This window comes from Mycobacterium sp., from assembly GCF_044223235.1.
In the GTDB taxonomy this organism is placed as follows: Bacteria; Actinomycetota; Actinomycetes; order Mycobacteriales; family Mycobacteriaceae; genus Mycobacterium.
Window position 1 is genome coordinate 199,575 of record NZ_JBGAME010000002.1, and the last position, 13,948, is coordinate 213,522.

Below are 13,948 nucleotides of genomic sequence, written 5' to 3' on the forward strand. Positions count from 1 at the left end.
CATTAAGAAAAAACTAAGAGTGACGACCGGCGCCTGACTCGAACCGTGGAAGCGGTGGTGAACGGCGGCGCCCCGGTACGATCTTCGGGGTTTGGCTTCGCATGTTTACCGGAGGCACGTTTCACCAAAGGTCAAGACTGTGGTGTCCGGTCGGTCACGTGTGAGGACGCTTCGCGACGAAGTGCGGCTGTGACAGGAGATTGAGATGCCGTTCCACAACCCGTTCATCAAGAACGGGCGTATCACCTTCCCCGACAATGGCAGCCTGGTCAAGCACATCGAGCGGTGGGCCAAGGTGCGCGGCGACAAGCTCGCCTACCGCTTCCTGGACTTCTCGACCGAGCGCGACGGCGTGGCCCGCGACCTCAACTGGGCCGACTTCAGCGCCCGCAACCGCGCCATCGGCGCCCGGCTGCAGCAGGTCACCGCGCCGGGCGACCGGGTGGCGATCCTCTGCCCGCAGAACCTGGAATACCTGGTGGCGTTCTTCGGCACCCTCTATGCGGGCCGGATCGCCGTCCCGCTGTTCGACCCGGCCGAACCCGGCCACGTCGGCCGCCTGCACGCCGTGCTGGACAACTGCCACCCGACCGCGATCCTGACCACCACCGAGTCCGCCGAGGGGGTGCGCAAATTCTTCCGCAGCCGCCCGGCCAAGGACCGTCCGCGCGTCATCGCCGTCGACGCGGTGCCCGACGAGGTCGGTGCCACCTGGCAGCCGGTGGACGTCGACAAAGAGACCATCGCCTACCTGCAGTACACCTCGGGTTCGACGCGCATCCCGACCGGCGTCCAGATCACCCACCTGAACCTGGCCACCAATGTGGTTCAGGTCATCGAGGCGCTGGAAGGCGAAGAGGGGGACCGGGGCGTCTCGTGGCTGCCGTTCTTCCACGACATGGGTCTGGTCACGATCATGGTCTCGCCGATGATCGGGCACTACGTGACGTTCATGACGCCCGCCGCGTTCGTCCGCAGGCCCGGCCGCTGGATCCGCGAGATGGCCCGCAAACCCGGCGACACGGGCGGCGTCATCTCCGTCGCCCCGAACTTCGCGTTCGACCACGCCGCGGCCCGCGGTGTGCCGCGCGACGGCGAGGAGCCGCTGGATCTGTCCAACGTGAAGTCCGTCCTCAACGGCAGCGAGCCCATCTCGTCGGCCACCGTGCGGCGGTTCAACGAGGCCTTCGCACCGTTCGGCTTCCAGCCGCAGGCCATCAAGCCGTCCTACGGTCTGGCCGAGGCCACGCTGTTCGTGTCCACCACCCCCGCGGGCGATCCACCGACCATCATCTCGGTGGACCGCGACGCCCTCAACGAGCACCGCTTCATCCAGGTGCCCGACGATTCCCCCAAGGCCGTCCCGCAGGCCTCGGCGGGCAAGATCGGTGTCGCCGAGTGGGCCGTCATCGTCGACGCCGAGAGCGCCACCGAGCTGACCGACGGCCAGATCGGTGAGATCTGGATCAGCGGGCAGAACATGGGCACCGGGTACTGGGCGAAGCCCGAGGAGACCCGCGAGACCTTTCAGAACACCCTCAAATCGCGCACCAGCCCATCGCACGCCGAGGGCGCGTCCGACGACGCCAGCTGGGTGCGCACCGGCGACTACGGGGCCTTCCACGGCGGTGAGCTCTACATCACCGGCCGGGTGAAGGACCTGGTTATCATCGACGGCCGCAACCACTATCCGCAGGATCTGGAGTACTCGGCGCAGGAGGCGAGCAAGGCCCTGCGCACCGGCTACGTCGCGGCGTTCTCGGTGCCGGCCAACCAGCTGCCCGACGAGGTCTTCGACAACGCGCACGCGGGTCTCAAGCGCGACCCCGACGACACCTCCGAGCAGCTGGTGATCGTCGCCGAACGCGCGCCCGGCGCGCACAAACTCGACGTCGCACCGATCACCGACGACATCCGCGCGGCGGTCGCGGTGCGCCACGGCGTCACCGTCCGCGACGTGCTGCTCACCCCGGCGGGTGCGATCCCGAGGACCTCCAGCGGCAAGATCGGCAGGCGCGCCTGCCGCTCGGCCTACCTCGACGGCAGCCTGCGCAGCGGCAAGGTGGCGAACGCCTTCCCCGACCAGACGGACTGACGGCTGACGACCGGCCGCCGCGATGGACCGTGTGCCATCCGCGGGCGGCGGTGAAAGTGGATGTGAAAATGTCTGATACACAAAATGATTCGCAGCCGGAACGGGACGATCTGCCGCCGACGCGGCTGGTCGCCCAACGTCCCGAGGTGCGCACCGACATGACGGTCGCCGACATGCGGGACTGGTTGCGCAACTGGATCGCCAACGCCACCGGCCAGTCGGCCGAGGCGATCAACGATTCGACGCCGATGGTCGAACTCGGGCTCTCCTCGCGCGACGCGGTGGCGATGGCCAGCGACATCGAGGACCTCACCGGCGTCACGCTGACGGCGACCGTGGCGTTCCGCCACCCGACCATCGAATCGCTGGCCACCGTCATCATCGAGGGCGAACCGGAGACCGACGACTCCGGCGACGGCGAGGACTGGAGCCGGACCGACCCGAATGCGGCCGACATCGCCGTCGTCGGCCTGGCCACCCGGTTCCCCGGCGATATGAACACCCCCGACGAGATGTGGGCCGCGCTGCTCGAGGGCCGCGACGCGATCACCGACCTGCCCGAGGGCCGCTGGTCGGAGTTCCTCGACGAGCCGCGCATCGCCGAACGGGTCGCCAAGGCGCGCACCCGCGGCGGGTATCTGTCCGACATCAAGGGTTTCGACGCCGAGTTCTTCGCGCTGTCGAAGATGGAGGCCGACAACGTCGATCCGCAGCAGCGGATGGCGCTGGAGCTGACCTGGGAGGCGCTGGAGCACGCCCGCATCCCGGCGTCGAGTCTGCGCGGAACGCCGGTCGGGGTGTTCGTCGGGTCGTCCACCAACGACTACAGCTTCCTGTCCGTCTCGGATCCGACGGTCGCCCACCCGTACGCGATCACCGGAACGGCCAGCTCGATCATCGCCAACCGGGTGTCCTACTTCTACGACTTCCGCGGTCCGTCGATGGCCATCGACACCGCCTGCTCGAGCTCGCTGGTGGCGGTGCACGAGGGCGTGAAGGCGCTGCGCGCCGGGGAAGCCGACGTGGTGGTCGCGGGCGGCGTGAACGCGCTCATCACCCCGATGGTCACCATCGGCTTCGACGAGGTCGGCGGCGTGCTGGCCCCCGACGGCCGGATCAAATCCTTCTCGGCCGATGCCGACGGCTACGCGCGCTCCGAGGGCGGCGGCATGCTGGTGCTCAAACGCGTCGCCGACGCCCGCCGGGACGGCGACGAGATCCTCGCGGTCATCGCCGGATCCGCGGTCAACCACGACGGCCGCTCCAACGGCCTGCTGGCACCCAACCCCGACGCCCAGGCCGAGGTGCTGCGCAAGGCCTACAAGGACGCGGGCGTCGACCCGCGCACCGTCGACTACATCGAGGCGCACGGCACCGGGACCATCCTCGGCGACCCGATCGAGGCCGACGGACTCGGCCGGGTCGTCGGCAGGGGCCGCTCCGCAGACCGGCCTGCTCTGCTCGGTGCGGTGAAATCGAATGTGGGACACCTGGAGTCGGCGGCGGGCGCGGCCAGCCTGGCCAAGATCGTGTTGGCGATCCAGCACGACAAACTGCCCCCGTCGATCAACTACGCGGGGCCCAACCCGTACATCGACTTCGACAAGGAACACCTCAAGGTCAACGACGCCGTCGCCGAGTGGCCCCGCTACAGCGGACACAAGCTTGCGGGTGTTTCCGGTTTCGGATTCGGCGGCGCCAATGCCCACATCGTGGTCCGCGAGGTGCTGCCCGCCGACCTTGTTGAGCCCGAGCCGGTTTCGGAACCAGAGCCGGACCAGCCCGCCGCCGAAGAGGTGCCGGCGGCAGGCAGTTTCGACTTCGAGGCCGACGAATACCCCGAGTATCGCGAGTATTCCGAGGACGATCACGAGCTGCCGGGCCTGACCGACGAGGCGCTGCGCCTGCTCGAGGTCGCCCGCGAACAGCTGGCCGCCGCCGAAGCCGAGGAGCCGGTCAAACCGATTGTTCCGCTTGCCGTTTCGGGATTCCTCACCTCGCGTAAGCGCACCGCCGCGGCCGAGCTGGCCGACTGGCTGGACGGTGCGGAGGGCAGGGCGTCGTCACTGGAGTCGGTGGGGCGCGCCCTGTCGCGGCGCAACCACGGCCGGTCGCGTGCGGTGGTGATGGCCCGTGACCACGACGAGGCCGTCAAGGGTCTGCGTGCGCTGGCCGACGGCAAGCAGAGCCCCGCGGTCTACTCGGCCGACGGCCCGGTGACCAACGGCCCAATCTGGGTGCTTGCCGGATTCGGCGCCCAGCACCGCAAGATGGGCAAGAGCCTCTATCTGCGCGACGACACGTTCGCGCAGTGGATCAACAACGTCGACGCGCTGGTGCAGGACGAGCTGGGCTACTCGGTGGTCGAGCTGATCCTGGACGACTCGCAGGACTACGGCATCGAGACCACCCAGGTCACCATCTTCGCGATCCAGATCGCACTCGGCGAGCTGCTCAAGGCGCACGGTGCGAAACCCGCTGCGGTGGTGGGGCAGTCGCTCGGCGAGGCGGCGGCGGCCTACTTCGCCGGCGGGCTGTCGCTGGCCGACGCCACCCGCACCATCTGCTCGCGCAGCCACCTGATGGGCGAGGGCGAGGCCATGCTGTTCGGCGAGTACATCCGGCTGATGGCGCTGGTCGAGTACTCGCCGGAGGAGATCAAGACCGTCTTCTCCGACTTCCCGGATCTGGAGGTGTGCGTCTACGCCGCACCGACCCAGACCGTGATCGGCGGGCCCCCCGAGCAGGTCGACGCGATCATCGCCAGGGCCGAAGCCGAGGGCAAGTTCGCCCGCAAGTTCCAGACCAAGGGTGCCAGCCACACCACCCAGATGGACCCGCTGCTGGGCGAGTTGTCCGCAGAACTGCAGGGCATCGAGGCGCATCCGCTGTCGGTCGGGTACTTCTCGACGGTGCACGAGGGCGGCTACATCAGGCCCGGCGGCGAGCCCATCCACGACGTGGACTACTGGAAGAAGGGGCTGCGCCACAGCGTCTACTTCACCCAGGGCGTCCGCAACGCGGTCGACAACGGCCACACCACCTTCCTTGAGCTGGCCCCGAATCCGGTGGCGCTCATGCAGGTCGGTCTGACCACGGCCAGCGCAGGCCTGCACGATGCGCAGCTGATCGCGACCCTGGCCCGCAAACAGGACGAGGTCGACTCGATGACCGCGACCTACGCGCAGCTGTTCGTCTACGGCCATGACCTGGACTTCCGGACATTGTTCCCGCGGGGGACTGACACCGGAGCCGACACCGGATCCTGGTACGCCAACATCCCGCCGACCCGGTTCAAGCGCAAACCCCATTGGCTGGAGGCGCATTTCACCGGCGACAGCTCGGTGATGATGCCGGGCAACCACGTGGCCACCCCCGACGGTCGGCACGTCTGGGAGTACTCGCCGCGCGCAGCGGTGGATTCCACGACCTTGGCCGCGCTGGTGAAATCCGCTGCGGCGCAAGTTCTTCCGGATGCCAAGCTGACGGCCTTCGAGCAGCGCGCGGTACCGGGCGACGGGTCGCGGCTGGTGACGACGCTGACCCGGCACCCCGGCGGGGCGGCGGTGCAGGTGCACGCCCGCTCCACTGACGGGGCCGAGTCGTTCACGCTGGTCTACGACGCCTTCATCAGCCGCACCGGTGCGGCCGCGACGCTGCCGAAGGCGCTCGGGGCTGCCTACGCCGTCACCGATACTCCGGTCGCCGCGACCGTGCCCGAAGCGCAGGAAGGCGCCGCCGCGGCTGAGGCGATACTCGAGGACAACCTCGCCCAGGGCGCGAATCTCGGTGCGGGATTTGCGAAATGGTCGCCGGGCTCCGGTGAGACGGTGCACGAGCGGCTCGCTGCCATCGTCGGCGGCGCGATGGGTTACGAACCCGAGGACCTGCCGTGGGAGGTGCCGCTGATCGAGCTGGGTCTGGACTCGCTGATGGCGGTGCGGATCAAGAACCGCGTCGAATACGACTTCGACCTGCCGCCGATCCAGCTGACCGCGGTCCGCGACGCCAACCTTTACGCCGTCGAGAAGCTCATCGAGTACGCGATCGAGCACCGCGACGAGGTCGACCAGCTCGCCGAATCCCAGAAGGGGCAGAGCGCCGAGGAGATCGCCGCCGCGCAGGCCGAGCTGATGGGCGGGGCGACCACCGTCGCCGAGCTCGAGGCCAAGCTGGCCGAGGCCGGCCACCCCATCGCCTCTCCCGAGGACGAGGTCCCCACGGCTGGCGCGCCCATCCCGCCCCCGCCGACCAACCCGGCCGGCCCCGCCGCGGTGAACATCCCGCCGCCCCCGATTAACCCTTCTGGCCCTTCTGGCCCCTCCGGCCCGTCGGCGCCAGGTGCGCAGACCGCCGCGGCGGCGGCCGCCAAGGTGCTCACCCAGGAGGCCGTGACCGAGGCGCTGGGCGCCGACGTGCCCCCGCGCGACGCCGCGGAGCGGGTGACGTTCGCCACCTGGGCCATCGTCACCGGCAAGTCACCCGGCGGGATCTTCAACGAGCTGCCGAAGGTCGCCGACGACGCCGCGGAAAAGATGGCGCAGCGCCTCTCCGAACGCGTCGAAGGCACCGTCACCGCGGCCGACGTCACCAAGGCGAAGACCATCGAGGAGCTCTCCACCACCGTGCGGGAGTTCCTGGAGGCCGGTGAACTCGACGGCGTCGTGCGCACGCTTCGCGCGAGGCCCGAGGGATCGTCGAAGGTTCCGGTGTTCGTGTTCCACGCCGCGGGTGGTTCGACGGTGGTCTACGAGCCGCTGCTCAAACGCCTGCCTGCCGACACCCCGATGTACGGCTTCGAACGGGTGGAGGGCTCCATCGAGGAGCGCGCCGCCGAGTACGTGCCCAAACTGCGCGCGATCCAGGGCGACGGACCGTACATCCTGGCCGGCTGGTCGCTGGGCGGGGCGCTGGCCTACGCCTGCGCGCTCGGCCTCAAACAGCAGGGCTGCGACGTCGAGTTCGTCGGCCTGATCGACACCGTGCGGGCCGGCGAGGAGGTGCCGCAGACCCAGGAGGAGACCAGGGCGCGCTGGGACCGCTACGCCCGGTTCGCCGAGCGGACGTTCAACGTCCAGATCCCGGAGATCCCCTACGAGCAGCTCGAGGAACTCGACGACGAGGGACAGGTGAAGTTCGTCCTCGACGTGGTCAAGGAGAGCGGAGTGCAGATCCCTGGTGGCATCATCGAACACCAGCGCACTTCCTACCTGGACCAGCGAGCACTGGAGACCGCCGTGATCACGCCGTACGACGGGCACGTCACGCTGTACATGGCCGACCGCTACCACGACGACGCGATCGTGTTCGAGCCCCGCTACGCGATCCGCAAACCCGACGGCGGCTGGGGTGAGTTCGCCTCCGACCTGGAGGTCGTGCACATCGGCGGCGAGCACATCCAGGCCATCGACGAGCCGTACATCGCCAAGGTCGGCGCGCACCTGAGCGAAGCGATAAATCGGATCGAGAGCGAAGCGATAAATCGGATCGAGAGCGAAGCCATCAACCGTGTCGAGGCGAACCAGAAGGGATAGCAGGCCACGTGACCGAAACCGGACCCGCTGCGGCCCCCACCACCGCGGAGCGGCTCGCGGAGCTGCGCGAGAAACTCGAACTGGCCGCCGATCCCGGCGGTGAGAAGGCCGCCGCCAAACGCGACAAGAAGGGCATCCCGTCCGCACGGGCCAGGATTCACGCCCTGCTCGATCCGGGCAGTTTCCTGGAGATCGGGGCACTGGCCCGCACGCCAGGTGACCCCAACGCGTTGTTCGGCGACGGGGTGGTGACCGGACACGGCACCATCAACGGCCGCCCGGTCGGTGTGTTCAGCCACGACCAGACGGTGTTCGGCGGTTCGGTGGGCGAGATGTTCGGCCGCAAGGTGGCCAGGCTGATGGAATGGGTGGCCATGGTCGGCTGCCCGATCATCGGCATCAACGACTCGGGCGGCGCGCGGATCCAGGACGCGGTGACGTCGCTGGCCTGGTACGCCGAGTTGGGCCGCAGACATGAACTGCTGTCCGGCCTGGTGCCCCAGATCTCCATCATCCTCGGGAAATGCGCTGGGGGAGCGGTCTATTCGCCGATCCAGACGGATCTGGTGGTCGCCGTGCGCGATCAGGGCTACATGTTCGTGACCGGCCCTGACGTCATCAAGGACGTGACCGGCGAGGAGGTTACCCTCGACGAACTCGGCGGCGCCGACTATCAGGCCAAGTACGGCAACATCCATCAGGTGGTCGACTCCGAGGCCGACGCGTTCCAGTATGTGCGTGACTTCCTGGAGTTCTTGCCCGCCAACACCTTTGACGAGGCGCCGATCGTCAATCCCGGGCTCGAACCCGAGGTCACGCCGCACGACCTCGAGCTCGACTCGCTCGTGCCCGACAGCGACAACATGGCCTACGACATCCACGAGATCCTGCTGCGCATCTTCGACGATGGCGATTTCCTCGATGTCGCCGCCCAGGCGGGGCAGTCCATCGTGACCGGTTACGCCAGGGTCGACGGGCGTCCGGTGGGGGTGGTGGCCAACCAGCCGATGCATATGTCGGGGGCGATCGACAACGAGGCCTCCGACAAGGCGGCCCGGTTCATCCGGTTCTGCGACTCGTTCAACATTCCGCTGGTGTTCGTCGTCGACACCCCCGGCTTCCTGCCCGGCGTCGAGCAGGAGAAGAACGGAATCATCAAGCGCGGCGGGCGGTTCCTGTACGCGGTGGTCGAGGCCGACGTGCCGAAGGTCACCATCACCATCCGCAAGTCCTACGGCGGCGCCTACGCGGTGATGGGTTCCAAGCAGCTGACCGCGGACCTGAACTTCGCGTGGCCGACGGCCCGCATCGCGGTGATCGGCGCGGAGGGCGCCGCTCAGCTCCTGGTCAAGCGCTTCCCCGACCCCACCGCACCCGAGGTGCAGACGATCCGCGCCCAGTTCATCGAGGGTTACAACCTCAACATGGCGATCCCCTACATCGCCGCCGAGCGGGGCTTCATCGACGCGGTGATCCAGCCCCACGAGACGCGCCTGCAGCTGCGTAAGGGGCTGCACCTGTTGCGCGACAAGCAGATCAGTCGCGTGCAGCGCAAACACGGCCTGATCCCGATCTAATCGGTGACCGGCGCCGGCGATCTGCTCAAGCACCCCGCGGTGACTCTCGCGGCGGGGATCGCGGCCACCGCGGTCGGTGGCGCCGTGGGGGTCTACCGCGCCTGCGAGCAGCTTCCCGTCCTCGGGCCGCGGCTGGCGCGCGGCCGCGCCGAACTCAACGCCCGCGGCGAGCAGGTCATCGCCCTGGCGGCCGAACCGGTCGGTGTCCTGGTGACCGGCCTGGCGGTGGCCGTCGTCGAGCGGGTGCTCGACGAGATCGACCTCACCGAGCTGGTGCGCAGGCAGGTGGACCTGGTCGGGCTGACGAACGAGGTCATCGACGAGGTGGACCTGCCCGCGATCATCCGCGAATCCAGCGGGACCGTCACCGCCGAGGTGATGACCGACGTCCGCACCCAGGGCGAACGCGCCGACGCCGCCGTCTCGGGCTTCGTCGACCGGCTGCTGGGCCGGGAGCGGGAACCTCGTTGAGCACCCCGCGCAGGGCTGGCATCGTCAGCAGGGGCGTGGCCGCATTCATCGATCTGCTCGTGGTGAGCGTGGTCATCGCGGCGCTCTACCTCGGCCTGGTCGTGATGACGCTGATGTTCAACCCGGCGTCGTTCCGCTTCCCGGCGCTCAACCTCGTCTTCTCCACCGCGGTGGGAATGGCCGTCTCGGTGCTGTACCTGGCCGGCTGCTGGGCGGTGTCGGGCTGCACCGCGGGCGCGGTGGTGATGGGCCTGCGGGTCGCCGGGCGGCGCGGCGGCAAGCTACGGCCGACGGTCGCGCTGCTGCGCGCCGTGGCCTGCGTGCTGGTGCCCGTAGGACTGGCCTGGGTCGCCGTCGATCGCCACCGGCGGTCGCTCCAGGACATCCTGCTGGGTACTCAGGTGGTCTACGCCTCACCCTGACCCGTGGGGCCGTCGATTGTAGGATGCCCAGATGCCGTTGGTAGGCAGCCAGGCATTCGCCGGTTACACGATCCTGCGGACCCTGGGCGCAGGAGGAATGGGTGAGGTATACCTCGCCCAGCATCCCCGGCTGCCACGCAAAGAGGCCCTCAAGGTGCTCTCGCATTCGGTGTGCTGTGACGAGGAGTACCGGGTCCGGTTCAACCTCGAGGCCGAGGTGGTCGCGACCCTGTGGCATCCGCACATCGTGGAGATCCACGACCGTGGGGAGTTCGAGGGCCAGCTGTGGATCGCGATGGACTACGTGGCGGGGACCGACGCCGCGCACCTGCTGGCCGATCGGTATCCGCACGGGATGCCGCCCGACGAGGTGGTCCGGATCATCACCGCCGTCGCCGATGCGCTGGACTACGCCCACCAGAAGGGTCTGCTGCACCGCGACATCAAGCCTGCCAACATCCTGTTGTCCGACAGCGAATCGGCTGAGCAGCGGATCATGCTCGCCGACTTCGGGATCGCAAGGCGGATCGGGCAGGCCAACAACCTCACCGGCACCAACATGACCGTCGGCACCGTCGCCTATGCGGCGCCCGAACAGCTCAAGGGTGAGGAGATGGACGGCAGGGCCGACCAGTACGCCCTGGCGTCGACGGCGTTTCACCTGCTCACCGGCACCCCGCCGTTCCAGCATTCCAACCCGGCGGTGGTGATCAGCCAGCACCTCACCGCCGATCCGCCGCCGATCGCGGGCCGCAGACCCGACCTGTCCGGGCTTGGGCCAGCCTTCGACAAGGCGCTGGCCAAATCGCCCAAGGACCGCTACGACCGGTGCAGCGACTTCGCCAAGGCGCTTGCGCTCCGGCTGGCGGGCATCGCCGACGAGGACGGCGTCGCCGAGGACACCATGGCGGCGCTGGCCGCCACACCGGCTCCCGCGGTCGTGACCTCGGGCCCGCGACACGCCAAACCCGACTCGCCGTCGGGCCGGGGCAGGCTCATCGCGCTCGGGGCGCTGGCGGCGACCGTGCTCATCGCCGTCGGTCTGGTCGCCCTGGTGTGGGGACGCGACCACCCCCGCGACCACCCCAAGGAAGGCGCGGCCGAGGCGGCGCCGGCCGCGTCGGCGCCGACGGTGCCCGTCGTGATGATCGGGGCGGACTGCGCCCCGCTGGGCTCGGCCGGTGTGACGACGAGCGGTGCGCAGGCGTACTGCGCGCGCCTGCCCGCAGTCAACGACGAGGTGTGGTCGCTGTATGCGGGCGACGTCCCCTCGCCCACGTCGACGCCGGGCCCCGGCGAGCCGGTCTACGATCCCGAAACCGAGGCCCAGGTGCGGGTCTGCACCGACCAGACGCAGCAGAGCCGGGCGGACTGCCACGAGTCGATCACCAACAGCAACGCCCAGTACGGTCCGTCGCAGCGCTCCTAGGCTAGGTCTCGCCGGCCGACTCCTGCGCTGCCAATTCCTCCGCCGCCCCCCTCGGCATGATCACGACCGGCACGGGCGCATGGCGAACGATCTTGCTGGCGCGTGACCCGAGGAAGACCCGCGACACCGGCCCCGACTCGCTCGATCCGATCATCAGCAGGTCGCCGTCGCGCCAGTCGACGTCGCAGAGTGCCACCTCCCAGTCATGGCCGTGTCCGATGACCACCTCGGGGTTCTCGCCGATCGCCTCGCGCGCCGCGGCGTCGGTCGCCAGATCCCGGTGCGCGGCAGCCCGGATGGTCTCGGACCATTCGGCCGCCACCGCGGCCGTCTCGGCGTGAAAGAACGCGGTGTCGGGGGGCGCGTGCTGGACCGCGAACGAAGCCAACCGGATTTTGGCACCCAGCCGGCCCGCCACCACCACACCCGCCCGCAGCAGGTCCTCGCTCTGTCCGGTGCCCGTGTAGGCGACTGTCACCCTGGCGACCTTGCCGTCACCCGCGGTCCGGAAACCGCGGCCCGCGAGCGCGACCGGCACCGGAGAGCTGTGCAGCAGCCGATCGGCGACGCTGCTCAGTGTGATCTGGCCGAAGTGGCCGCCCTTGGACGATCCGACGGCGATCATCGTGGCGCCGTGCTCCTCGGCGGCCTGGATCACGCCGGTGGGGACGGACCGGGCGTTGACGGTGGTGTACTGCGCGGAAACGTCGGCGGGCAGCTCCGACTTGGCCTGCGCCAGTGCACCGCTTGCCACCTCGTCGACGTAGCTTCGGTAGCCCTCGTCCGCGCGGGACATGCCGGGCATCCACGGCGCGGGGATGACTGCGCATATCAGGAGGTCCTCGCCGCTGGACCGGGCCAGCATCGCGGCCAGGTTCATCACACCGCGGCCGCGCCGGTTTGCGGGGTAGCCGACGACGATGGTCATGGCCGGCTGTCCTGCGGGCCCGCCGGGTTGTCGCCGGCCAGGCCGACGTGCCGGTGCAAGCCCAGGTTCGAGTGCTTCCTGGCGTAGAGGAGATACCAGAGGAACGCGACCGCGATCCAGACCACGAACACGTACAGGGTGATCACCCGCAGGCTGGTGATGATCCACACCGCACCCGCGATCGACAGGATCGGCGTGATCGGATAGAGCGGGACCTTGAAGCTGCGGGGCAGGTCCGGCGCGGTGCGCCGCAGCACGATGACGCCGATGGAGACGGTGACGAAGGCGACGAGGGTGCCGACGCTGGTCATCTCGGCCAGGAAGTTGATCGGGATGAAGCCCGCCAGCAGGGAGATGACCACCGCGACGATGACGGTGTTGTGCACCGGGCTCAGTGTTCGCGGGTTCACCCGGTGGAAGACGGGCGGGATCATTCCGTCGCGCGACATCGCGAACAGGATGCGGGTCTGGCCGTAGATCGACACCAGCGTGACGCTGAAGATCGAGATGATCGCGCCTGCTGCCAGCACCGTGCCCCAGACGTTCGACCCGGTGACGTTCTCCAGGATCTTGGCCAGCCCGGCTTCCTGACCCTCGAATCCCGACACCGGCTGGGCGGCGACACCGACCAGGGCCACCAGCACGTACATCGTCGTCACCACGATCAGCGAGATCATGATCGCCAGGGGCAGGTTGCGGTGTGGGTTCTTGGCCTCCTCACCGGCGGCGGCGACACCGTCGAGGCCGATGAAGCTGAAGAAGATGATGCCTGCGGCGGTGGTGACACCCGCGGCGCCGAACGGGGCAAACGGCTCGAGGTTGGCCGAGTCGAAGCCCTGTGCGCCGATGACGACGAACATGATCAGCACGGCGATCTTGATCGCCACCATGATCGCGTTGGTCTTCGTCGATTCGCTGACGCCGCGGATCAGCAGCAGGGCGCACATGACGATGAGCAGGATGGCGGGCAGGTTGACGACGCCGCCCTCTTCGGGTGCGTTGGACAGCGCCTCGGGCAGCTGGAAGCCGAACACGTTGTTCAAGAACTCGTTGACGTACTGCGACCAGCCGACGGCGGTGGCCGCGCCGGCCACGCCCCATTCCAGTAGCAGGCACGCCCCGACGCCGACCGCGACCGCCTCGCCGAGCGTGACGTACGCGTAGGAGTACGACGAACCCGCCACCGGGACCGCGCCCGCGAGCTCGGCGTAACAGACGGCGGTCAGGCCGGCCACGACCGCGGCGAGCGCGAACGACAGGACCACCGCGGGCCCGGCGATCGGTACGGCCTGGCTGAGGATGAAGAAGATGCCCGTGCCGATCGTGCCGCCGATGCCGATCGCCGAAAGGCCCAGCAGTCCGACGGACCGTTTGAGCTCACTGCGTCCGGTGTCGGCGCCGGTCTCGGCCTCCATCTCCTGTGCCGGCTTGCGGCGTAATGCCTGTTCTTTCAGAGATGCCACGGCTCCTCCTTGGGCTCAGCCGATGGGGC

At 68.9% G+C, this 13,948-nt stretch carries 8 protein-coding genes; 6 read left to right on the plus strand and 2 right to left on the minus strand.

Annotated features, from left to right (window positions below; all coding sequences use genetic code 11):
- Positions 1-205 precede the first annotated feature (205 nt).
- The 6 genes from fadD32 (at position 206) to ADBZ6K_RS04045 (ending at position 11,528) form a co-directional block, all read left to right on the plus strand.
- A complete protein-coding gene (gene fadD32, locus ADBZ6K_RS04020) occupies positions 206-2,095 on the plus strand; it encodes a long-chain-fatty-acid--AMP ligase FadD32 (protein ID WP_526344570.1) in 1,890 nt (629 codons plus the stop codon).
- A 158-nt stretch (positions 2,096-2,253) separates the two neighbouring features.
- Entirely contained in the window at positions 2,254-7,629 is a 5,376-nt protein-coding gene (pks13, locus tag ADBZ6K_RS04025) for a polyketide synthase Pks13 (RefSeq protein WP_526344872.1), read from the plus strand.
- 8 nt (positions 7,630-7,637) lie between these two features.
- Positions 7,638-9,206, plus strand: coding sequence for an acyl-CoA carboxylase subunit beta (locus tag ADBZ6K_RS04030; RefSeq protein WP_526344571.1), 1,569 nt, complete (start codon positions 7,638-7,640; stop codon positions 9,204-9,206).
- A 3-nt stretch (positions 9,207-9,209) separates the two neighbouring features.
- Positions 9,210-9,677 (plus strand): hypothetical protein, encoded by a 468-nt coding sequence (locus ADBZ6K_RS04035; RefSeq protein ID WP_526344572.1) that lies wholly within the window; start codon positions 9,210-9,212, stop codon positions 9,675-9,677.
- Positions 9,674-10,099, plus strand: coding sequence for an RDD family protein (locus ADBZ6K_RS04040; protein WP_526344573.1), 426 nt, complete (start codon positions 9,674-9,676; stop codon positions 10,097-10,099). Before ADBZ6K_RS04035 ends, ADBZ6K_RS04040 begins: the two co-directional genes overlap by 4 nt.
- 31 nt (positions 10,100-10,130) lie before the next feature.
- The gene (locus ADBZ6K_RS04045; RefSeq protein WP_526344574.1) at positions 10,131-11,528 is read left to right on the plus strand and encodes a serine/threonine-protein kinase; all 1,398 of its coding nucleotides are present in this window, start codon (positions 10,131-10,133) and stop codon (positions 11,526-11,528) included.
- A gap of 1 nt (position 11,529) precedes the next feature.
- Here the strand turns inward: ADBZ6K_RS04045 and ADBZ6K_RS04050 are convergent, their stop codons facing one another.
- Together ADBZ6K_RS04050 and ADBZ6K_RS04055 are read right to left on the minus strand one after the other, a co-directional pair.
- The gene (locus ADBZ6K_RS04050; protein ID WP_526344575.1) at positions 11,530-12,456 is read right to left on the minus strand and encodes a universal stress protein; all 927 of its coding nucleotides are present in this window, start codon (positions 12,454-12,456) and stop codon (positions 11,530-11,532) included.
- Positions 12,453-13,919, minus strand: a complete 1,467-nt coding sequence (locus ADBZ6K_RS04055) for an amino acid permease (protein ID WP_526344576.1) — start codon at positions 13,917-13,919, stop codon at positions 12,453-12,455. The genes ADBZ6K_RS04050 and ADBZ6K_RS04055 overlap by 4 nt, the downstream gene beginning before the upstream one ends.
- Positions 13,920-13,948 lie beyond the last annotated feature (29 nt).

Coding starts and splice junctions, on each gene's coding strand:
- fadD32 (WP_526344570.1), top strand. CDS start 206: ATGCCGTTCCACAACCCGTTCATCAAGAACGGGCGTATCACCTTCCCC.
- pks13 (WP_526344872.1), top strand. CDS start 2,254: ATGACGGTCGCCGACATGCGGGACTGGTTGCGCAACTGGATCGCCAAC.
- ADBZ6K_RS04045 (WP_526344574.1), top strand. CDS start 10,131: ATGCCGTTGGTAGGCAGCCAGGCATTCGCCGGTTACACGATCCTGCGG.
- ADBZ6K_RS04050 (WP_526344575.1), bottom strand. CDS start 12,456: ATGACCATCGTCGTCGGCTACCCCGCAAACCGGCGCGGCCGCGGTGTG.